The sequence below is a fragment of the Planomicrobium soli genome, assembly GCF_003014655.1.
Taxonomy (GTDB): domain Bacteria; phylum Bacillota; class Bacilli; order Bacillales_A; family Planococcaceae; genus Planococcus; species Planococcus soli_B.
This window is the reverse complement of sequence record NZ_PYAT01000002.1, coordinates 57,423-78,927: the sequence shown is the minus strand read 5'-3', so window position 1 is coordinate 78,927 and position 21,505 is coordinate 57,423. Positions and strand designations below refer to the sequence as shown.

At 42.8% G+C, this 21,505-nt stretch carries 22 protein-coding genes and 1 riboswitch; of the genes, 14 read left to right on the top strand and 8 right to left on the bottom strand.

Features of this window, described 5'->3' with window-relative positions:
* Positions 1-17: 17 nt before the first annotated feature.
* The gene (locus B0H99_RS02650; protein ID WP_245894359.1) at positions 18-2,135 is read left to right on the top strand and encodes a sensor domain-containing protein; all 2,118 of its coding nucleotides are present in this window, start codon (positions 18-20) and stop codon (positions 2,133-2,135) included.
* Between the two features lie 158 nt (positions 2,136-2,293).
* Complete coding sequence (locus B0H99_RS02645; RefSeq protein ID WP_106532089.1) at positions 2,294-3,394, top strand: glycosyltransferase; 1,101 nt, start codon at positions 2,294-2,296, stop codon at positions 3,392-3,394.
* A 102-nt stretch (positions 3,395-3,496) separates the two neighbouring features.
* On the opposite strand, the gene B0H99_RS02640 is transcribed toward B0H99_RS02645, so the two are convergent.
* Positions 3,497-4,204 (bottom strand): MBL fold metallo-hydrolase, encoded by a 708-nt coding sequence (locus B0H99_RS02640; RefSeq protein ID WP_425440375.1) that lies wholly within the window; start codon positions 4,202-4,204, stop codon positions 3,497-3,499.
* 181 nt (positions 4,205-4,385) lie between these two features.
* On the opposite strand from B0H99_RS02640, the gene B0H99_RS02635 reads away from it, so the two are divergent.
* Positions 4,386-5,138 carry a DUF695 domain-containing protein gene (locus B0H99_RS02635; RefSeq protein ID WP_106532088.1) on the top strand — a complete coding sequence of 251 codons (753 nt, stop codon included), beginning with the start codon at positions 4,386-4,388 and terminating at the stop codon, positions 5,136-5,138.
* 70 nt (positions 5,139-5,208) lie between these two features.
* Here B0H99_RS02635 and B0H99_RS17735 read toward each other — a convergent pair whose 3' ends face one another.
* Positions 5,209-5,355, bottom strand: coding sequence for a hypothetical protein (locus B0H99_RS17735; RefSeq protein ID WP_181313551.1), 147 nt, complete (start codon positions 5,353-5,355; stop codon positions 5,209-5,211).
* A 133-nt stretch (positions 5,356-5,488) separates the two neighbouring features.
* Here B0H99_RS17735 and B0H99_RS02625 point away from each other — a divergent pair, with 133 nt between their 5' ends.
* A complete protein-coding gene (locus B0H99_RS02625; protein ID WP_106532086.1) occupies positions 5,489-6,166 on the top strand; it encodes a ribonuclease H family protein in 678 nt (225 codons plus the stop codon).
* Between the two features lies 1 nt (position 6,167).
* Here the strand turns inward: B0H99_RS02625 and B0H99_RS02620 are convergent, their stop codons facing one another.
* Positions 6,168-7,709: a glucosyltransferase domain-containing protein gene (locus tag B0H99_RS02620; protein ID WP_106532085.1), complete on the bottom strand. Its 1,542-nt coding sequence runs from the start codon at positions 7,707-7,709 to the stop codon at positions 6,168-6,170.
* A 155-nt stretch (positions 7,710-7,864) separates the two neighbouring features.
* On the opposite strand from B0H99_RS02620, the gene B0H99_RS02615 reads away from it, so the two are divergent.
* From B0H99_RS02615 to B0H99_RS02605, 3 genes are all read left to right on the top strand, one after another.
* Positions 7,865-8,875: a glycosyltransferase family 2 protein gene (locus B0H99_RS02615; RefSeq protein ID WP_106532084.1), complete on the top strand. Its 1,011-nt coding sequence runs from the start codon at positions 7,865-7,867 to the stop codon at positions 8,873-8,875.
* A gap of 68 nt (positions 8,876-8,943) precedes the next feature.
* Positions 8,944-9,426, top strand: a complete 483-nt coding sequence (locus tag B0H99_RS02610) for a DinB family protein (protein WP_106532083.1) — start codon at positions 8,944-8,946, stop codon at positions 9,424-9,426.
* A gap of 12 nt (positions 9,427-9,438) precedes the next feature.
* Positions 9,439-9,915, top strand: coding sequence for a DinB family protein (locus tag B0H99_RS02605; protein ID WP_106532082.1), 477 nt, complete (start codon positions 9,439-9,441; stop codon positions 9,913-9,915).
* A gap of 38 nt (positions 9,916-9,953) precedes the next feature.
* Here B0H99_RS02605 and B0H99_RS02600 read toward each other — a convergent pair whose 3' ends face one another.
* Positions 9,954-10,241 carry a hypothetical protein gene (locus tag B0H99_RS02600; RefSeq protein WP_106532081.1) on the bottom strand — a complete coding sequence of 96 codons (288 nt, stop codon included), beginning with the start codon at positions 10,239-10,241 and terminating at the stop codon, positions 9,954-9,956.
* Between the two features lie 182 nt (positions 10,242-10,423).
* Between B0H99_RS02600 and B0H99_RS02595 the strand changes: the two genes are divergently transcribed.
* From B0H99_RS02595 to lipA, 3 genes are all read left to right on the top strand, one after another.
* Entirely contained in the window at positions 10,424-11,356 is a 933-nt protein-coding gene (locus tag B0H99_RS02595) for an aldo/keto reductase (protein ID WP_106532080.1), read from the top strand.
* A 108-nt stretch (positions 11,357-11,464) separates the two neighbouring features.
* Positions 11,465-11,567: riboswitch (TPP riboswitch) on the top strand.
* Positions 11,568-11,643: 76 nt separating this feature from the next.
* Positions 11,644-12,483 carry a lipoate--protein ligase family protein gene (locus tag B0H99_RS02590; protein ID WP_106532079.1) on the top strand — a complete coding sequence of 280 codons (840 nt, stop codon included), beginning with the start codon at positions 11,644-11,646 and terminating at the stop codon, positions 12,481-12,483.
* Positions 12,480-13,424: a lipoyl synthase gene (gene lipA, locus B0H99_RS02585; RefSeq protein ID WP_106532078.1), complete on the top strand. Its 945-nt coding sequence runs from the start codon at positions 12,480-12,482 to the stop codon at positions 13,422-13,424. The genes B0H99_RS02590 and lipA overlap by 4 nt, the downstream gene beginning before the upstream one ends.
* Before the next feature lie 71 nt (positions 13,425-13,495).
* Here lipA and B0H99_RS02580 read toward each other — a convergent pair whose 3' ends face one another.
* Entirely contained in the window at positions 13,496-14,377 is an 882-nt protein-coding gene (locus B0H99_RS02580; protein WP_106532077.1) for a LysR family transcriptional regulator, read from the bottom strand.
* Between the two features lie 193 nt (positions 14,378-14,570).
* On the opposite strand from B0H99_RS02580, the gene B0H99_RS02575 reads away from it, so the two are divergent.
* Together B0H99_RS02575 and B0H99_RS02570 are read left to right on the top strand one after the other, a co-directional pair.
* Positions 14,571-15,890 (top strand): GntP family permease, encoded by a 1,320-nt coding sequence (locus B0H99_RS02575; RefSeq protein ID WP_106532076.1) that lies wholly within the window; start codon positions 14,571-14,573, stop codon positions 15,888-15,890.
* A 24-nt stretch (positions 15,891-15,914) separates the two neighbouring features.
* Positions 15,915-16,691: a 3-hydroxybutyrate dehydrogenase gene (locus B0H99_RS02570; RefSeq protein WP_106532075.1), complete on the top strand. Its 777-nt coding sequence runs from the start codon at positions 15,915-15,917 to the stop codon at positions 16,689-16,691.
* 50 nt (positions 16,692-16,741) lie between these two features.
* Here the strand turns inward: B0H99_RS02570 and B0H99_RS02565 are convergent, their stop codons facing one another.
* The 3 genes from B0H99_RS02565 to B0H99_RS02555 form a co-directional block, all read right to left on the bottom strand.
* Positions 16,742-16,990, bottom strand: a complete 249-nt coding sequence (locus B0H99_RS02565; RefSeq protein WP_245894378.1) for a spore coat protein — start codon at positions 16,988-16,990, stop codon at positions 16,742-16,744.
* A gap of 73 nt (positions 16,991-17,063) precedes the next feature.
* Complete coding sequence (locus tag B0H99_RS02560; RefSeq protein WP_106532073.1) at positions 17,064-17,285, bottom strand: spore coat protein; 222 nt, start codon at positions 17,283-17,285, stop codon at positions 17,064-17,066.
* 48 nt (positions 17,286-17,333) lie between these two features.
* The gene (locus B0H99_RS02555; RefSeq protein WP_106532072.1) at positions 17,334-20,102 is read right to left on the bottom strand and encodes a YfhO family protein; all 2,769 of its coding nucleotides are present in this window, start codon (positions 20,100-20,102) and stop codon (positions 17,334-17,336) included.
* 172 nt (positions 20,103-20,274) lie between these two features.
* Between B0H99_RS02555 and B0H99_RS02550 the strand changes: the two genes are divergently transcribed.
* Positions 20,275-20,799 (top strand): P-loop nucleotide/nucleoside kinase family protein, encoded by a 525-nt coding sequence (locus B0H99_RS02550; RefSeq protein ID WP_106532071.1) that lies wholly within the window; start codon positions 20,275-20,277, stop codon positions 20,797-20,799.
* Positions 20,800-20,825: 26 nt separating this feature from the next.
* Positions 20,826-21,503: a Type 1 glutamine amidotransferase-like domain-containing protein gene (locus tag B0H99_RS02545; RefSeq protein WP_106532070.1), complete on the top strand. Its 678-nt coding sequence runs from the start codon at positions 20,826-20,828 to the stop codon at positions 21,501-21,503.
* Positions 21,504-21,505 lie beyond the last annotated feature (2 nt).

Sequence of the window (21,505 nt, the reverse complement as noted above, 5' to 3'; positions counted from 1 at the left end):
TATTGGAGGAAGCATCTATGAAAATCAAGACTACAAATACAAACATGACTCTTTCAATTGCAGCCCAAAAAGACGAGGCAGAGAAAAATTCATTCTATAAAGAAATGTTTGAAGTTATGATACAAAATTCTCCTGTAAGTATGTATATATTAGATGGCTGGGCATTCTCCTTTATTAATCAGCACTTTTGCACCCTGACTGGATATACAGAAGAAGAATTTCTGGCAGGCAAAATGACAATAGAAGATTTATTTCATCCTGACGATTTATCAATAGTGAAGGAAAGGATAAAAAGCAGGGTGGATAACCGGGAAGATTTATCTCGTTATCGAGCGAGAGTCTATAAAAAGGACGGAGAACTAATCCATGTGGAAATTCACGGAACGAGGATGGAAAGAAACGGAAAGACTTTGCTTTTTGGTACCGTTTTTGATGTGACTGGAGAAGTTACTGCCAATTTGAAGCTTGAAGAAAGCAAAGAACGATTTAAATCTTTATTTTATAATAATCCGGATGCTATCTTTACAATGGATCTGGAAGGCGTTTTTACTGATGCAAATCCAGGATGCGAAACTTTGACCGGATATTCCACTAAGGAACTGCTTGAAATGTCGTTTGCTCCGCTTATCGTTTCCGAAGACTTAACAACCACCCTTCAACACTTTAACGAGGCACTGCAGGGCATTCCGGCCAGTTATGAAATCTCTATCAATCGAAGAGACGGAAAAAGAAGAAATATAGAAGTGACCAGTTTTCCGATGAAACAAGCCGGTAAAATAACAGGAGCTTATGGCATTGTAAAAGACATAACAGATAAAGTGGAACATCAGAAATTGATGGAAGAACTTGTTTTCTTTGATTCTTTGACAAAGCTGTCGAACCGGAAACTGTTCGAAGACCGATTAAGGCAAGTTTTTAAACTGTCAGAAACAAATGAAAAACCCGTAGCTGTTCTCTTTGTGGATTTGGACAGATTCAAGTTTATCAATGATTCGCTAGGACATCATGCAGGAGATGAATTTTTAAAAACGGTTTCCAAAAGATTGACGGAGAATGTGCGAAAAACGGACACTGTTGGCCGTTTCGCAGGAGACGAATTTGCCGTTTTGTTGCCTAGCATCGCAGAGCAAGAAGCTATTGAGTTGGCAAAACGATTAAATCAAGCAATAGCGGAACCTTTCGAAATTATGGGGCATTCTTTGTCAGTTTCTGCAAGCATCGGTATTGCTTTCAGTAATGGTACAGAAGAAAATGTAGATAGTTTGATTAAGAAGGCCGATACGGCCATGTATTACACAAAAAAGTATGGAAAGAACAACTATACCGTTTATTCAGAAGAACTTGACCGGAAAACGGCTTATAAACTTACGCTTGAAAAAGGCTTGAAGACTGCCATGGCCAATCAGGAATTTATAGTGCATTACCAGCCGATCACAGACTTAAGCACCGGAGAAATTCGAGCTATGGAAGCACTGATAAGATGGAAACATCCGGAACTCGGGATGGTTCCACCCGATAACTTCATCCCGATTTCAGAGGAAAGCGGTCACATCGTATCAATTGGCAAATGGATGCTGCAAACAGCCTGTGCCCAGAATAAAGCATGGCAGGAACTTGGATACCCGCCATTTAAAATGTGTGTCAATATTTCAACCATCCAATTACAGCATCCAAACTTTGTGGAAACAGTTAAAACAGTACTTGAAGAAACAGGTCTGGAAGCAAGATGGTTGGAGCTTGAAGTGACGGAAAGTATATTGATGGAAGATACAAAAGTGTTGAAAGACAGTTTAACGAACCTGAAAGAATTAGGGATTTCCCTATCAATCGATGATTTTGGTACAGGCTATACGTCCCTCAGTTATTTAAGGCAATTTTCGTTTGACAGGGTCAAGATTGACCGAAGCTTTGTCGCTGATATTACACAAGATTTGAACGGCAAAACAATCACTTCTACCATTATTTCATTGGCTCACAAACTTAATATGCAGGTAATTGCTGAAGGAATTGAAGATGAAACCCAGTTGAGCTTTTTGAAAGAGGAAAAGTGCGATGAAGGCCAAGGCTATTATTTTAGCCGCCCATTGCCAGCAAACATGCATGATTTAAGTAAGACCCCCAAAAAATATTGGTGATCATTAAAACCGGCATCTTTCCATAAGATGCCGGTTTTTTGCGGTATATTTTAAGTGGTTTCGCATGTGAAGCATTCTGCAGGATAGCTAGTTGCCAAGAAGGATTTGGGATGAAACTTCGCGAATAAGATGGATAAAAGAAATAGGATGAAGTTAAAGTGAAAGTCATAGCACGGAGGAGATGTGGGAAAGCTTTGGAAGGGAAAAAGTTAGTCAGCATCGTCGTCCCAGTTTACAACTCAGAAGACTATATTGGAAATTGCATATCTAGCATCCTGAAACAAACATATGAGAATATTGAAGTGCTTCTTATAGATGATGGTTCTACAGATCGAAGCAGCAAGATGTGTGACGAATATGCCCAGTGGGACAGCCGGATAAGAGTCGTGCACCAAGAAAACGCCGGGCCTTCAGCGGCCAGAAACACAGGCATACAGGCTGCAAGAGGGAAGTATATTCAATTTGTTGACGGCGATGATACGATCGAGCCAAGGATGACGGAAACTATGGTAGCTGAACTTGGGGAAAAACATCAGTTGGTGATTTGCGGCTTTAAGAACATGATAGAATATGACAATCGATTGGTCAGTGATGAAATCTTTCATTTTTACAGAACCGGCAGTTTTACAATAGAAGAATTACTAAACTTTTTTGGTGAACTTTATCGGGACTACTTTATCCACTTCAACTGGAACAAGATTTATCTCACCGCTATCATCCAAGAAAATGACTTACAGTTTGAACGTGAGGTAATTCGGGGAGAAGATATGTTGTTCAACCTGGCCTATTTGGAAAAATGCAGCCGCATAAAAATTATTGAACAGCCTTTCTATAATTATATGACGTCCAACAGTGCATCCATTACCAGCACTTTCCGTCCGAATCTGTTTGAGAATCAGCAGCTGCTTTTCCAGAGAACTCGGGAATTTCTAAAGCGGAACCGCGCATATGCTGCCAGAAATATTGACTTGGTAGAAGCATTTTATACAACCCGGATCGTAGCTTGCTTCTCTAACTTGTTTCATCCAAAAAGCACCTTAACCTCACGGCAAGTAAAAAAACACATATTAAAAATTATGTGGGATAGTTCTGTGAATGAGCAGCTTCACTATTTCAGCGAAGAAAATTTTGAAAAACTGCTGATCGGTAATTGGATCGCAACCGGAAAAGTAGAATGGATTTATTGGTATTTTAAAATCAAGAGCTTTATCCGTAGAACATTGAACTTGTTTGGACCGAAATCAAAAAAATGGATTTGATCCAGTTTGTAGCAACTTGCAAATAAGCGGAGAAATGGCAGAACTCCAGGAAAGATTGCCGCTTTCCGAAACCTATCTTGTCTCCGAAAAGCGGCTTTGCTTTTAATTTAAGCTAGTTTTGCTTTCTCTTATGGCTTTCAGAAACGCTTTCGAAGGGTTGCGGATCATTCTGCCATGACCGACTGCCAATAAGTCAGGTTTAAAGCTCTGCAGCTTTTTTGCACTCTCGAGCGCAGCTTTTTTATCCCAAGTGGCTAGCGCAGGAAAAGGGAAGGATAGCTTTAAAGTGCCCGATACGGCAACGCCGCCTCTCGTGTGAAGTGCGTCTCCTGCGATTAAGCTATTGGTTCTGCGGTCTAGGAGCGAGATGGAACCAGGTGTATGGCCAGGAGAAAAAATCACTTCCAGAGAGCCGATGAAATCGCCTTCTGCAAGAAGGATATCCGGCTTGGATTTGATGTTTTTTGGGACGCCGCCTTTTATTGGGCGGCCAGCTTCCTCCGGTAGCAGGGTTTTATCACCTGCCAGTAAACGTGCCTCCCTGGCTGAAATTGATAGTAAAGCATTTGGAAAATTCGTTTTCAGTGCATCAAGCGCACCGATATGGTCGCTATGGGCATGGGTCAAAATGATATTCGTAATGGGTTTTCCGATTTTTTGTGCCGCTTTCAATATGCCTTTTGCACTGAAGGGGAGTGCAGCATCAACAAGTGTTAATTCGTTGTCTTCTTCGACCAAATAACAGTTTACCGGAAAAAAACGGGGCATGAAAGCCAACTGGTAGATAGAGCCTGCTTGAGTCATCTTCACGAATACACCACTCCTTTTTTCTGATTATACAATAGATGCTTTAAAGTGAAACTTTGGAAGTCAGAATATTTTTATTTCATTTTCCCTGAAAAAAAGTATAATAAATTCAACTCTTATTATTAGGGTTGCAGCTACAGGCATATTGCCTCGAAGAAATTATCCATAGAGTGGAGGGATTGAAATGTCGGAATACTGGGATACGTATGTTGAATTAATTGATGGCAAACCGGCATCAATCGTTTTGGATATGGAGGTTTCGCAAGAACTGGATATGGAGAAGTACAAGCATGCTTTTGCAATGCGCCTGCCTTTGAAAAATCCTGACAGCGATGGCTTGCATGCTGGAGTGGAAGCGGATCGATTGACTCTTATCGAAGAAGAATTATTTGAAGCGGCAGAAGGCAAGCAGTATGTCAATGTCGGGAAACTTACGACTGACGGCAATCGGGATGTATTTTTCTATTCACCGCATGAAGAGGAAGAACAACTTGCGCTAATTGTTAACAGATTGTATTTTTTAGCCGGCTATGAAGTGGAAGTTTTTAAACTGGAGGAAACCCAAAGCTGGGATTTTTACTTTGAAGTTCTCTACCCGGACTCGTTTCAATTTCAACGCATGGGAAACCAGGATGTATTGGAGACGCTGGCGCTATCAGGCGATAGTTTGGAATCGCCGCGCAGAGTGGAGCATTTCATTTTGTTTCAGGATAAAAAAATGATGAGGCAGTTCGCGGACACTATCCAGCAAGAAGGTTTTACAGTGGAGGAAGGTTCGTTTGAAAAAGACGATGACGGCAATTATGTTGTGTATATATCACGAGTCGATTTTGTGACCCATGATGCTATAGATGAGCTTACTGACTTGCTGCTGGAAATTTCAGAGAGGTTCCAAGGGGAATACGATGGATGGGAGACAGTTGCAGTTATAGAATGAGCGGTATAGAAACGAGAAAAACAGGACCTCTTTTTTCAGTCGATTGGCTGAAAAGAGGTCCTTTTTTTTGCTATTTTGCCCGTAACGCTTTTACTGCTCTTATAAGCAGCACCACATATGCGGATATCAGTGCGTATCCAATAATGACTGAGAGTACAGGCACATACCCTGGCATCGTTCCGGAATCAGTGGACATAGCTGCCAAATACATGGGCATGATGGGCAGCATCATGTTGCTCGAAAAAAATATTTTTAAGGGCCTCCTTTTGGGTAGCGGTTGCAGCGGAGAGTTTATGGGGCACTAGAACGGAAATAAGACAAGTACATGGAAAGGAAAAGGGGGAGCATTAATGAATATCCGAATTGAATGGGCTTATCGGACACCAAAAGGGACGGAAACTTTTTTCCGTTCGGATGAAATGCCGGCAGCGCAAGCGGTGCTGCTGGCAGAAGATATTGAGCGTACAGGGCGCGTAAGAAGTCTGCAATTTGTTGATCGATTTGACAGTACTTGGACGCTGAAAGAATTGAAAGGCTATATAAAAGGAATTGAAACAGAGCCTCATAATATCGAGGTTTATTTTGATGGCGGCTTTGACAAGGAAACAAACCGAGCAGGTTTTGGCTGTGTTATTTATTATGAACAAAATGGCAAGTCTTACCGTTTGCGACAGAATGCGCCTTCTGCTGAACTGATTTCAAATAACGAAGCAGAATATGCAGCGCTTTACCTGTGCGTTCAAGAATTGGAGTTGTTGAATGTTCATCATTTACCTGTGCGGTTCATTGGAGATTCTAAAGTGGTGATCAATCAAATGAGCGGGGAGTGGCCGGCGCTTGAAGCTGATTTATCCAAGTGGGCAGACCGGATTGACCAAAAAATAAAAGACCTTGGCATCCAGCCGGAATACGAGCTGGTACCAAGGAAATCCAATGCGGAAGCGGATCGGCTGGCGACCCAGGCTTTAAATGGAATTGAAATCAGCGGAACGCTGGAATTAACAGCAGATGAAAAAAAGGATAAGTAGTTTATTGAAGCTCTTCACTCAACTTGAGGATGATTGTATCGTCGATAATCCGAACAGAATCAGAGGCGGGCCAGTTTTCCATATTTTTATAGATGCTGCTTGCCAGAATGCTTTCGTACTCTTCAGGGGTTACCAAATCATATGAAACGCCATACAGATCTTCCATCATGTATTGGTAATGTCTTGGGAAGCGCAAGAACGTATCCCCAAGCGCCCCAGTCATGCGCGGAATGCTTTCTGGAACATACTTTGTCGCCATCTTGGACTCCATGGCAATTTCTCCAAACACCGCCAGTTTATTAGCGTTTTCATAGCCTGGTGTCTGTTCGATGCGGTTGACGATGCGGTTTACAGCAGCGGTCGATTTTTCATATTTTAAATTCATATTAAAGTACGATATATTCGCGATCAAAGCAAAATTGAAAATAACAAGCGCTGTTACAAGTACCGTTCCCCAAGAAAACAAGGTTGTTCTTGGTGTTGCGGATGTAAGATTGTCGTAAAAAAGAATCGGCAATAAATAAAATGGAACGAGCGGTAACATCATCAGCATGTGGTATTGTACACCGGGCGAGACAAAGTACAGGCTGTATGCAGAAAAAGGCAAACTTAAGATCAAGATGGCCGCAATGGCTGCTAGAGGTTTCGAAATGGTTTGTTTTCGCTTGACAAAGAATAATGCAAACCCTAACAGGAGCAAGGCGAAAACGGCAACATTTGCGATTTCAAACAAATTGACGGGCATATCCGGACCAAATCCTCGAAAGAAAAAGTGGGAAAAAGCATTTCGCACCCGTAAAATTGGTTCCCATAAACCGGCTGTGTTGCCTACTTCGTTCAGGCCTTGATAGTTGCGCACTTGGCCCGCGAAGAAGTTGCGGTAAAGCGTAAAGGTGATGGTATAAAGCGCCATGCCAATGGCAGTTAATGCAAAAAAGCGAATAGCATATGTAAAAAAAATTCTTAACGTAATCGGTTTATAAAGGATTTCACTAATCAAGAAAAGGGTAGTCAATGTTAAGAGCAGCGGTAAATTGACTTGGTAAATTCCCACTGCAAAATAAAACAACAGAGCGCCGGGCAAAAAGCCGTACTTGTATTTTTTAGTAAGAAGTAAGGCGGAAGCTGTAAGCAAGAACCCGGCCATATAGCCATCTGCTGTAAACATATACGAAAAAATAGAACTGATTGCCGGGAAAGCGACGATCAGGCCGGAAGTCAATATGATGGAAATACGTTTTTTCAATTCTAGCAGTTCGACAATCAAGGCAGAAAATACTGCCAAGTAAAGAATGGAAAGAAGTCCATTCATCCACGGCAAATCGAAATAAGAGCTGATTCCGCTGAATGGTGAGAGAAAGAAGCGGCCAAGATCAAAATTGAATTGTGGTGTGTATATATTCACTAAGCTGTCGTGGTTAGGGATAGCATTCGTAAATATGTACATATGGGTTAAGAACCCGATGATGACTGTGGATAGGAAAGCGGTTTTCCATTGGGGTTTTATTTGATGAAACCATTTTGACAATAGTTGTTCTGGCATAAGCTGCTCCTTTATGGTGAAATGTCTCTTATCGCAAGGGTGAAAACTATCGAAAGTATAGCATAGCGGCCCCTGATTTCAAAGCAAGCCCTTGAGTGCAACCGTATTGAATCCCATCCAGAAAAACCTGATGGCATTGAAAGGTGTGGAAGACCATGAGACTAATTACAATTCTAATCCCAGCCTATAATGAAGAAGCGGTTCTTTCCGTTCTTGTGGAACGGTTGAAAAAAGTCACCACCCCTATTCCGGAATACCGCTTTGAATATTTGTTCGTCAATGATGGAAGTACGGACCGTACACTTGAAATTTTGAAGGGGATGTCGGTGTTCCATCAGGAAATCTCCTATATTAACTTGTCACGAAATTTCGGCAAGGAAATTGCCATGCTCGCCGGCTTTGACCATGTGCGAGGCGATGCGGTCATTATTCTGGATGCAGATCTGCAAGATCCTCCGGAATTGATTCCACAAATGATCCAGTATTGGGAGCAAGGATATGACGATGTTTTTGCAAGGCGCAGAAGCCGGGCAGGCGAGACTTGGTTCAAAAAATGGTCTTCCGAGTCGTATTACAATTTGTTGAAAAAGGTATCTGCAGTTCCAGTCCAAAGCAATACCGGTGACTTCAGGCTACTTGACCGTAAATGCATTGAAGCGCTGAACCAGATGCGGGAAACCCAGCGCTACACGAAAGCGATGTTCAGCTGGATCGGTTATAACAAAAAAGAAATATTGTTCGACCGGGCGCCGCGAGCAGCGGGGACCACAAAGTGGAATTATCCGAAATTGTTCAACCTTGCAGTTGATGGCATTACAGCGTCAACCATTGCACCGCTGCGCATATCTTCTTTCCTGGGACTAGCAGTGTCGCTTTGTGCTTTTCTGTATATGCTTTTCATACTGGTGCGCACTTTGCTGTTCAATGATTCTATTCCCGGCTATCCGTCTTTGATGGCGGTCATATTATTCCTCGGAGGTATTCAATTATTGTCTCTTGGCATTATTGGAGAATATTTAGGAAGAGTGTTCCAAGAAACAAAAGGAAGACCTGTTTACTTGGTACAAGAATACTATTCAAGGCCACATACTAACAAATACCAGAAAAATAAATCGGTCATTCAGTTGAATCGGAAAAGCCTGCCTAAGAAATCGAATGATTTCTGAGCAGGCTTTTTCTTGTATGCGTGGAATGATAATAGAAAGATTAGCAATAAACTTTCAGGAGGGATGGAATGCAAACTTTTTTTCGGTACAACTGGAAGATTCGCGAAGAATGGTATACCTGGTGCGAAAATGTATCTGAAGAAGAACTCTTGAGTCAACGGACGGGAGGAATGGAGAGTATTTTAAAAACCTTTTTTCATATAGTTGATGTGGAGTGGAGCTGGATTCGGCTGCTAAAAGGAAAAGAGGACTTCCAGGAAGATTTTGAGCAATTTAATAGTCTGGATAAAGTAAAGGCGTTAGATGCCAAGTTCCGACCGGAAGTAGAGGCATATGTAGACGCATGGGAACCTGCAATGGATAGACGCCCATTGGTTCTGCCACAAGAAGACGGCAGTGTGGAGCTGTTGGCAGCGGGGGAAGTGATGCGCCATGTGATAGCTCATCAAATTCACCATATCGGGCAACTTTCGGTATGGTCGCGGGAACTTGGTTTAAAACCTGTTTCCCCCAATTTGATTGGGCACAGCTTGATAAAACCGGAAAGGTAAGGGGGCAGGAGCATGGAAAAAGAGTTTTTTCATAATGGCTTGCATGGCAAAGGCGCACACGTTGACACTGCAACAGTATTTGACGGCCTGGAATGGCGGACGGCTGGTGAAAAGCCGGGAGATTGCCCGCATTCAATCTGGGAACTTCTCAATCATATGATTTATTGGCAAGATTTCATGTTGGCTTATATAAAAGGAGAAACACCGAAAAGTCCGGAACATGCAACAGAGTCATGGCCGGAGTCAGGGGCGCCTGCGAACAACGAAGAGTGGGACGCTGCAGTTTCCCGGTTTTTAGCAGGTTTACAGGACGCAAAACAAGAGGCGGCCAAAGATTTGATGGAGAAAGGTGCAGAAGGCAAGGGAAGAACACGTGCAGAATGGTTGATGGGCATCACCCTCCACAACACGTATCATGCCGGCCAAGCCGTAATGGTCCGGCGAATGTCCGGTACTTGGCCGCCTCCTTCAGGCGGTGATACCTGGTGAAAATAGGCATAAAAAAGAAGCCATAGCGGCTTCTTTTTCTAGCTGTATTTATTCTCGTTTTCTTCAAGTTCACGGTGCGTGAGAGGATAACCCATTGATGTCCATTCTGCGCGGTATGTGGCATCAAGTTCTGAAAGTCCAATTTCCGCATTGTCATACTCGGCGTTCGGGCTTTCTTTTTTATCGACGTTCTCTCCATTGCGGATATCGTGGTCCTTGTAAATCCAATACGTATTTTTCTGTTCTTTAATATTTTTAAGCAATAAATAAATGCCGGTGGCAGCAATACCGCCATAAATAATATTCCGGGAAGTGTATCTACCCATTCCTTTTCCTCCATTCAAAAAATAAGGTTTCTTCTGCAATTCCCCATTATCGTAGATTTAATCCTTCCAGAAAACTGACATAATACAAGAGATAAGGGGAATAGAGTCTACTGACAGGACAATGTGGCGTTTATCTATAGCGCCATCCTGAAAGATATCAATCCATAAGAAAGGGTGTTCAGATGAGATTTTCAATGTTGAAAAAAACCGATCTTCAAATTTCAGTTTTGGGACTGGGAACCAACGCAGTAGGCGGCCACAACCTTTATCAGGATTTAAATGAGGAAGATGGGAAAAACTTGGTGCGCGCCGCACTTGAGCAAGGAATTACGTTTATCGATACAGCCGATGTTTATGGTGAAGGCCGATCCGAGGAATTGGTCGGTGAAGTATTGAAAGAATTCGAACGGGACCAATATGTGATTGCCACAAAAGGCGGCAGCGATTGGCGGAATGGAAGCAAAAACAACAGCCCTGCTTACCTTCGCGGTGCTTTGGAAGATAGCTTGAAGCGGCTGCAGCTTGACTCTGTAGACTTATATTACATTCATTGGCCTGATGAAAAAACACCGCTTGGCGAAGCGGTAGCCGAATTGTCCCGTTTAAAGCAAGAAGGGAAAATTAAGGCGATCGGGGTATCGAATGTTTCGCTTGAGCAGCTGAAACAAGCCAATGGCAGTCTTGAAATTTCTGCTGTCCAGCTGCAGTACAACATGTTCCAACGGGAAATTGAAAAAGATTTGCTTCCTTATTGTGTTCAAAACAATATTTCGGTCGTTGCTTATGGACCACTCGCCTATGGAATTTTGGGAGGGGAATATTCAAAAGATTTCCAATTGGAAGAAGGGGATTGGCGAAACAGCTCACCCTTGTTTCAATCAGGAAATTTCGAGAAATACATTGATAAAGTGGAACAGCTGAAAGAAATTGCGGAACAAAAAGGGACCGATGTCTCCAACTTGGCGCTTGCCTGGCTGCTTGAACAGCCTGGAATTGACGCTGTTATTCCGGGAGGGAAACGGCCGGAACAGGTGCAGTCAAATATAGCAGCGGCAGAAATCCGGATAGAGTCCCAATTGATGGACAAAATAGAAAAGATTTTGCAAGAAAAGTAGGATGGTTCTTCGAAACGAAAAAAACTAAAAGTGAAATAGGGAATTTCTTACTTTTTATTGTTCTTTAATTTGCTTTATGATAAGATTTCTATAAATTGAAAATAAAAAGTTAACTACTAGGGGAGCCGAAAAACGGCTGAGACGAGCATTGCTCGGACCCTTTGAACCTGATCTGGACCATGCCAGCGGAGGGAAGTAGTATGCGAATGCTTCTTTTTACGCCTGCATGCGCCGCTTCCTGACATGGGAAGCGGCGCTTTTTATTTTCAACTAAAAGGAGGGAAAAGATGAAAGATACATGGTTTTTTGTGGATTCCGGCCACTGCACGCCAGCATTCAATATGGCTCTCGATGAAGCATTACTGAGTTGGCATAGCGCAGGCAAAATTCCGCCAGTGCTGCGGTTTTATGGGTGGGAGCCTGCGGGCATCTCTATCGGTTTTTTTCAGAAAGTGGACGGGCAAATCGATTTGGCTGGTGCCGAGCGCTATGGAGTTGAACTTGTGCGCCGGCAGACCGGGGGGAAAGCTGTATTGCATGATTACGAATTAACATACAGCGTCATTGTCTCGGAAAACCATCCGGATATGCCGCAAACAATTAAAGAGGCTTATTTGGTTTTATCTAAAGGATTGCTTGAAGGCTATAAAGAGCTTGGAATCAATGCAGGGTTCGCAATACCACGAAACGAAAGATTGAAAAAAGGTTCCGCCGTTTGCTTTGAGGAACCTTCCTGGTATGAGCTTGTGATTGATGGGAAGAAAGCGGCGGGAAGCGCTCAGACACGCAAAGGCGGTGTTATTCTCCAACACGGCTCTATACCCCTTGAAATCGATAAGATCAAGCTGTTTGACTTGTTTTTATATCCTGATAAAGAAGTAAAAGAACGGGCAAGAAAGGCATTTGATAAGCGTGCAGTCGCTATCAATGATGTATTGCCTGCTCCCATCAGCTTTGACCATGCGAAAGCGGCTTTCAAAAAAGGTTTTGAAAGAGGACTGGACATTGAGTTACAGCCATACGAACTCCCAACTCTCTTAGTGGAGGAAGCTTTGGAGCTGGAAAAGAAGTATAAGAGTGAAGATTGGAATTACTTGAGAGAAAGAAAGGAAGTGCCGCACTCATGACAAGAAACAAAGAGTACATACGCAAACCGGAGTGGCTTAAAGTAAAATTGAATACCAATGAATCGTATACTGAGCTGAAAAAGCTCATGCGGGAAAAAAACTTGAATACCGTCTGTGAAGAAGCAAGATGTCCAAACATCCACGAATGCTGGAGTGTGCGAAAAACAGCAACATTTATGATTTTAGGCGATACATGCACGAGAGCATGCCGGTTTTGTGCAGTCAAAACGGGCCTTCCGAATGAACTTGACTGGAATGAGCCGGAACGTGTAGCGGAGTCTGCAGAAATTATGGGACTGAAACATGTTGTAGTTACAGCCGTAGCAAGAGATGATTTAAAAGATGGCGGTGCAGCTGTTTTCGCGGAAACGGTCAGAGCTATTCGCCGGAGAGTGCCAGGCTGTACGGTAGAAATTTTGCCATCCGATATGAAAGGCGATTACGAAAGCCTGCATATGCTAATGGACAGCGAACCGGATATTTTCAATCACAACATTGAAACAGTTCGCCGCCTGACCAAGCGGGTGCGGGCTGTTGCAACTTATGACCGGTCGCTGAAGCTTTTAGAGCGCGTAAAAGAAATAGCGCCTCATGTTCCGACAAAATCCAGCATCATGGTAGGACTTGGTGAAACAAAAGAAGAAATTTTAGAGGCGATGGATGATTTGCTTGCGCATAAAGTGGATATTATGGCAATCGGCCAATACTTGCAGCCGACAAAAAAGCATCTGGATGTTATCCGGTACTACCATCCTGATGAATTTGCGGAACTGAAGAAGATAGCTCTTAAAAAAGGATTCAAACATTGCGAAGCCGGTCCAATGGTCCGCTCTTCTTACCACGCAGATGAACAAGTCAGCGAAACCTCCGCACAGCGTCGGATCAAGTATATGAAAGGTTATGAAGCGCAAGGGGAAATTTTAGAAAGCGCCGAATTTTAAAAGGAATAGCTCCTTCATCACTCCCTCTTCGCACTAATTGTGAGAGGGGGTGATGCAGTTATACATGTTTCTTATGTGTTCGGTAAGCTTTTTACCAGGGAAATGAATGAACGGGAAATATAAGGTACATAGCGATTTTTTGCCATAATGATGCCAAGCATCCATGGAAAAGTGGTGGAAAGGGAAATGGTCCTGAAAGGACCGTCTTTGACCCGGTCGCAAATAAGCTCCGGCATTAAAGTGACGCCTAAATTTTTTTCGACCATACCCACGATAAAATCCCACTGGGAACTTTCATAAGCGACTTTCGGTTCAAAGCCTTGGTTCCTGCAAAATTCTTTGGTCCGGCTGTTTAAAGTAAACTCTTTGCTTAATAGCAAAAAACGATCTTCTTTGAATTCGATCAAATCAACTAAATCTCTATTGGCGAGAGGATGGGATTCATGCACGAGCAATTTGATTTCCTGATGGACAAATGGCACCACATCAAATTTCGTGTGGTCTACAGGCAACATGACAAATCCAAGATCGACATCCCCTTCTAAAACTTTCTTTTCTACTTTTTTTGCCCCATCTTCTGCCAGTAAAATCGCCACTTCAGGATACATCCGCTGAAATTCAGCAATAATGGTCGGAAAAAACAAAGTGCTGATTACAGGAGGCAGTCCGATCTTAATCTTACCTTTTTTTAAATTCATTACATCGTAAAGGGATGCCGATAAATCATCCAGGCTATTAAGAATTTTTTGCGCTTGTTCCACTACCACTTCCCCAGCATCTGTCAAGGCAATCTGCCGAGCGGAACGATCAAATAATGTAACGTCCAGCTCTTCTTCCAAATTCTTTACCATCTTACTCAAACTAGGTTGTGACAGATGCAGAGTCTGAGCTGCTTTAGTAAAGCTTTTGTGCTTTGCGACTTCAACGAAATAGGAAAGCTGTCGAATATCCATAAACTTTTCCTCCTATAACTAAAAACTATAGATTATATAGTTAATATTCATTTTACCTATTTTAAAAGAGACTGTACACTAAAATAAACGCACTAGTCACAATTTTGTAACATTTTATAATGTTATAAGAAAGCGTTTTCAATAAAGTGCGTATTCATAAGGGGAATTCAAAAAAGGCAAGGGGGAGAAAAAGATGTTGAGTATGATTGGTTTAGTAGGAGGACTTGCACTGCTTATTTATTTAACGATGCGAGGGATGAATTTGCTTATAGCAGGTCCGTTGTGTGCGCTAGTCGTTGCTTTATTCAGCGGGTTGGCTATATTTCCGCAGATGGTAGGAGAAGGGGAAGCTAATTTATTAACAAATTATATGACAGGTTTTTCAGGATTTATAACGTCATGGTTTCCTATGTTCCTGTTAGGGGCAATTTTTGGTAAGGTTATGGAAGACAGCGGAGCAGCTGATAGTGTTTCAAAATGGCTCGTCGGGAAGTTCGGTTTGAAGCAAGCGGTACTAGCCATCGTACTTGCTTGTGCAGTATTGACTTATGGCGGTGTCAGCTTGTTCGTTGTAGCATTTTCCGTGTACCCGATGGCGCTTAGTTTGTTCAAGGAAGCTGACCTTCCACGCCGATTCATTCCTGCAGCACTTGCACTAGGGTCTGTTACCTTTACAATGACATCGGCAGGATCACCGGAAATCCAAAACTGGATTCCGATTCCTTTCTTGAATACAAGCCCATATGCTGGTTGGGAAGCAAGTATTTTTGTAGCAATCTTCATGGCCATTCTCGGTTACTGGTGGTTAAAACGCATGATCAATAAAGCGGTAAACAACGGGGAGCATTTTATTGCGCGTGCTACGGATCCGATTGCAGAAAACCGTGATTTGCCAAATCCGATCTTGGGACTTATCCCACTATTCGTAGTATTGATCATTTCGTTTATTTTCCACGATTCTCTTAAAACCTCTGCCTTGATTATTGCGTTGCTAGGCGGAGTTCTTACTACCTATGTTCTAAACAGAAAGTATTTCCAGAACCTTGGAAAAGCTTTGACAGAAGGAACAATCGGTGCACTGATTGCAATCGGCAATACGGCTGCGGTAGTAGGTTTTGGTGCGGTGGCTAAAGCGGTTCCGGCGTTTACAACAGCAGTAAATGCCATGACTGATATTCCAGGCAGCCCGCTAATCGGTGGAGCAATCGCCGTAAGTGTTATTGCAGGAATGACCGGATCTTCATCAGGTGGACAAACAATTGCGTTGCCGCTGTTAGCACCGCATTACTTGGATATGGGTGTTAATGCTGATGCTCTTCACCGGACAATTGCGATTTCATCCGGAGCGCTGGATTCACTACCGCATAACGGTTACGTAGTAACTACAATTCAGGGGATTTGCGGAGAAACGCACAAAGCCGCATATGCTGCAGTAGGCGCGTTGACCGTTATTGTGCCATTGCTCGGAACAGTACTTGCAATAATTTTGTTTTCGTTTGGGCTAGGGCTTTAAGCGAAAACATAGGAGGTTGAAATAATGGTTGAAAACAAAGTTGCATTGATTACAGGCGCGGCAAGCGGCATTGGATATGAAATCAGCGTTGACTTTGCCAGAGCAGGCGCTAAGATTGTGCTGACGGATATCAATGAAGAAGCTGTGGAAACAGCAGCAAAAACATTAACGGATCAAGGTTTTGAATGCATCGGCTTGAAATGCGATGTTACGAGCGAAGAGGATTTGAAGCAGTCAATCGACGCAGCGGTAGAAGCTTTCGGCTCTTTAGACATCCTGATCAACAATGCAGGCATGCAGTTTATTTCGCCAATTGAAGAGTTTCCGACTGAAAAGTATGAACTTCTTATTAAAATTATGTTGGTGGCACCGTTTGTAGCTACTAAGCACGCCTTTCCGATCATGAAAAAGCAAGGATTCGGCCGCATCATTAACATGGCTTCCATTAATGGCTTGGTTGGATTTGCGGGCAAGGCTGCTTACAACAGCGCAAAACATGGGGTAATCGGCTTGACCAAAGTGGCGGCGCTGGAAGGCGCAGAATATGGCATCACAGTAAATGCCATGTGCCCAGGCTATGTAGACACCCCGCTTGTCCGTAATCAAATGAACGATTTGGCTAAAACCCGCAATGTTTCTCTAGAGAAAGTGCTTGAAGAAGTTATCTATCCGCTTGTGCCACAAAAGCGCCTTTTAACTGTCCAGGAAATCTCGGATTATACGATGTTTCTGGCAAGCGATAAAGCAAGAGGAATCACTGGTCAAGCCGCTGTGCTCGATGGCGGTTATACGGCTCAATAAAAAGGTGTCGGCAAATCATTCGATTTGCCGACACCTTTTTTGTATATAAATTATTTGCTTAATTTAAGGGCGACATCCGCCTTTTTCAAGTCATGTTCAAGTTGCTCGTTAATATCATAAGCATGGTACATTTCGTTTTTGATCATGTATTGCGCAAGCTTGTCATGAAGCTCGATAGCGTTGTCCAGCTCGCGGCGCAATATTTTCTTCACGCTAGGAGTTGCAGTTTCTGTAATGGCGACCGCTAAATTGCGGACACCGGCTTTTGCAGAAACAAGCAGATCGGTCGCAATGACCATATCATCGATCAAACCTTCAGGCACAGCTTGCACTTCGTTTTCGAGTTGCTTTTCTTCTTGTTTTTTAGTCATATTATGCTTCCTCCCCGCTTGTTTGTTTGTTGGCATCAGCCAGGATTTTACGTAAATCTTTTACCGCTTTTGTGGATAATTCAGTATCTTCTTCGATAATTTCCTTTAGTTTTTTATCTTGCACCATATCAACAAATAATTTGTTTTTTGCGAGGCATGCTGTTTTGAAAGTAAGCACCTCATGGACTTCGAGTGTTTCGTGAATAGCGAGTTTTTTTGCCATGTAATCTCCTCCTGGTTTAAGTTAGTTGCTAAAGTAGCTAGTAACGGTTTACCCAGTTTTCTTCCTCTTAATCCTTCTTTCTTTTCGAACGTAGATAAAGGCTGCTGCGATGCAGAAGAGCGAAAAGAACAGTGACCGGAAAAAGTAGGGCGGCCGGTAAATGAGCTCAATCCTGTTAAATCCCTTTTCTGCAGGGATTGCAGAAAAAGCATAATTCGCTTCCAGAACATCTGCTTTTTTTCCATTTACTTTTGCACTCCATCCAATTTCGTAGGGAATGGGCATCACAAGATAATCGCCTTCTCTTGCAGAAGCATACTCTGCATGAAGCCGGCTGCCATCCCATACCACTTTATTTTCTATTGGTGCATTTTCAACTTCTTTGCGGAGCACATCGTAAGTTTCTTCGTAGACCTCCAATTCTGTTAGTTCGTAGATTCCCTTGGGCATACGGATCCGGATAATATCATCTGCTGGAATGCGGATTGTTATATCATCCACAAATGTTTTATAAACAGAGCCGCTCCATTTCCGTGAAGTTTTATAGGAGTTAACTTCCAGCGTAAAGCCGTCATCCGGCCTTTTATTAATCAGATGGAACGAAATATATAGATCACTTCCTTCTGATACAGGCTCATTCAGAAGCAAGTCCACGCCGCCAGATTCTCCGGTTACGTCTAAAACCCCTTCAGTAAAACTGGCGTTTTTTTCTTCAACTTCATAAGTGAACTTTTGCGGCAAAGGGGGAAGCGGTGCCTCGGTCTCCGGATTTTTTAACACAACACCTCTAAGCATGGCGTGCTCACGCAGAAGAATAGGTGCCTGTTCCAATTCTTTTTCGCTATAGGTGATAGCTGCAGTCCGTACAAATGGCAATGGATACTGGTTCTCAAAAACCGCAAAATTTTCATCAGCCAGCACTTGCCGGAAACCGGCGGGCACGTTTTTATTATTCGGACGGAGAATAACGTAGTCGGCTTTAAGAAGGCTATGCAAGTTCGTCCGTTTGCCGAGTGTTGTTATGCGGCTAACGCTTTCGCGAGCCATATCAATTTCCAGTTCAGTCAAATAGAAATGCACCACTTCGTCGTTCAAGATACTGGAATAAGCACTTAATCCTCTGAAATTCTGGACGAGCGGTGTATTGTTTCGCTGGCTTTCCATCCATTCAACCCGGTAAACCGAATCAGTTGCCCGGTTCTCGATAGCGGTTAGAAGTTCCGCGATTTCCACATCATTATAATTGGGCCCGGTAATAAGTTCTTTTGAAACTTTATGGGTATTCCCTCCATTAACCAGATTGACATATTGGAAACCGTTTGCGGACACAATCAATGTAAGAACTACAAATATGGCGAGCTGCTGCGCTTTGGCGATATCCGGACCTACTCTTGAAAATAACATGAAAGTGATAACGGCTATCCCTATCACACCAATATACAAAGGCAGTCGGACATTGAGCTGATTTTCTGCGATTGCTTGGATAAATTGGAACCCACTCCCTAAAATAACCAATAATATGATAATTAAGGCCAAGACTTGGCCTTTCATAGATTTTTTCTGAAATGCGCGGGTATACAAAAAGAAAATGAACAAAGCGACTCCGAAAACGATCAAAAGAAATGGCAAAGAAACGTCGCGTGTAGGATCAAAGGCCGCAAAAACAAAATAAGCTATTAGGCTTAAAGAGCCTGCAACTAGGATATGCCGTACTTTTAACCAGGCCAGTTTGCTGAAACCGGCTGCCGCAGCACCTCCAGCAGCAAAAGAAATAAAATATTCCCAGCGGTACTGGGGAGCGGAAAAGCCATTAAATGCGCTGGCCATCACCGGGCTATAGTGAAGTAATACACCAAATAACACAAGAAATGAAAAAAAACGGAACCGTACACTTCTGTAAAGCGGAAAGGCAAACACCATTAATACTAAAGCGGCGGGCAAGACAAGGTAACTGCTAGTATATAAAATATTGTCTATCCAATCGAACCAGTCAATTTCATGTGCATATGGCGGACGGTAATTGTTCAAAAACGAATAGGCTGCAGGGACAAATGAAACAGTACTGATCCCAGCGCCAATCAGGCCGGCTATCAAGAATTTTTTGATCACTATGAGTTTCGGTGCCTCGTTTTTAGCTAATGGGATAACAAGACGAAAAAGAATGTAAATACCCGTTACCAATAAATTAATATAAGCAAAATAGAAGTTATCGAACATTGACAGCGCAACTGTAAACAGAAACCAGCCAGAGCGCTGTTCCCGGAACACTTTTTCAACACCAAACAAAAGCAAGGGCAGCCATAGGTAGGCATCTGCGAAAAACTCCCAGTAAGCAGTGTGGCTAAAATACATGCCGGATATGCTGTAGACGCAAGCACCGAGAAAAGCGGGAAGACGGTCGAATTTCATGTAGCGAAAGACAAAAGAAGCAATGGCCAATACCGCTGTTAGGCGGATTATGCTGATAAAAACAGCAGCCTGAGCCAAAAACAAAATATCCGGTTCACGGATAACGCCGGAGAATTCCAGCAAAAAAAGCACACAAACGGTCAGTAAGAAGAAAATGGAGGTCGCGAAATAATAGGATAGCCACCCCAAAGTACCGCTTCCTAAGCCCAACTGTGTTGAGTAGAAAAACTCGCCGGATGTATATTGCTGATATAAGTGCAATTTGAATGGCAGCATTTGAGACAAGCCGTCGTTATTGCCTACCATGAATCGGTTTTGTGACCATTCATGAAGATAGGTGATATGGGAAGCTATGCTTACAACCAAGCATAGAAGGAGAAATAAAACAAAAGGCATGAATTTTCGCATAAGCCACCTTCTTTCATTAAAAGGGTTTTCGTAACTCGCCTTGTATTTTTTTGACCGTTTTTCTAACTTTCTAACAGTATAGCTTAAGAAAGTAAAAATAATGTTAAAACTTTCTGACAAATAAACTTGGAACAATAAAAACCAAATACATTAGTAAAGCGAGGCTGCAGCTATGTTTTTTCTACAAATGGCCGGATTTCCGGGTTCCGGAAAATCGACATTGGCCCAACAGATTGCAAGAAGGACAGGTGCCGTCATTGTAGACCATGATGTGGTTAAATCGGCGTTGTTAGAATTTATGGAAGTGCGGGAAGAAGATAATAGAACTGCTGGAAAAATTTCATATGGAATTGATTGGTCTTTGATCGACTATCATCTTTCTCTTGGGCATTCCGTTATCTTCGATAGCCCTTGCTTATATGCTGAAATGCTCGGTAGGGGAATGCGGTTAGCGGAAAAATACAATGTCAAATACAAATACGTGGAATGTTATTTGAATGATTTCCAAGAAATAAATGAACGCCTGAAAAATCGGAATCGCAAAATTAGCCAAATCCAAGAAGTGTTATCCGAAAAAGTATTCTCAGTCGCTGTCGACAGTAGTGAAAAACCGCTCAATATTGAACATTTAGTGGTTGATTCGGGAAAGCCGCTAGAATGTTATCTGGATGAAGTACTCGAGTATATCGTGAGATAGCCGACAAGAAGAAGGGAGTAGTTGGAGTGGAAAAAAGGCTTCTTTTTTTGCAAGGAGGCGGTCCTCCATTTGATGTGCAATTCGGAAAAAAGTTTGCCGCAAAATCATTGGAAGAAAAAGGCAAGGTGGCCATCCTGCTGGTAGAAAGGGAGGGATGGAAAAATTATTTGCCCCAATACACGGATATCTTAAAAGTGAACGGGGTTAAAAAATTCTTTTATTTGCTTTTGACGCCCGAGCCGACAAACGAAGAAATAGAAGAATTGCGGACATGTACTGGCATCATTATTGGCGGAGGCGAAACCGAACGTTATCGGGAATATATAGTTGATACAGACCTCGGCGCGCTCCTAAGAGAACAGTATAGTAAGGGAATTCCAATAGCCGGCTTTTCGGCAGGCGCTTTGATCAGCCCAGAACACTGCATCATCCCGCCAATTGACAATGCGAAAAATGAACACCTCTTTCTGGAAGGTTTGGGGCTCTTAAAAGATCGTGTAGTAAGCGTCCACTATACATTTTGGGAAGAAGAAGAAAACTTGAAGGCAGCCATTACCAAAACAGGAGTTTCCATTGGTTATGGAATCGACGATGAAGCCGGATTGTATTTTGAAGACGAAAAACTGACAGCCATCGACGGCGGCGATGTCTATACTTTTAAATACGAAGATGGGCAGTGGAATGGAAAAAAGAGAAATGGCTGATG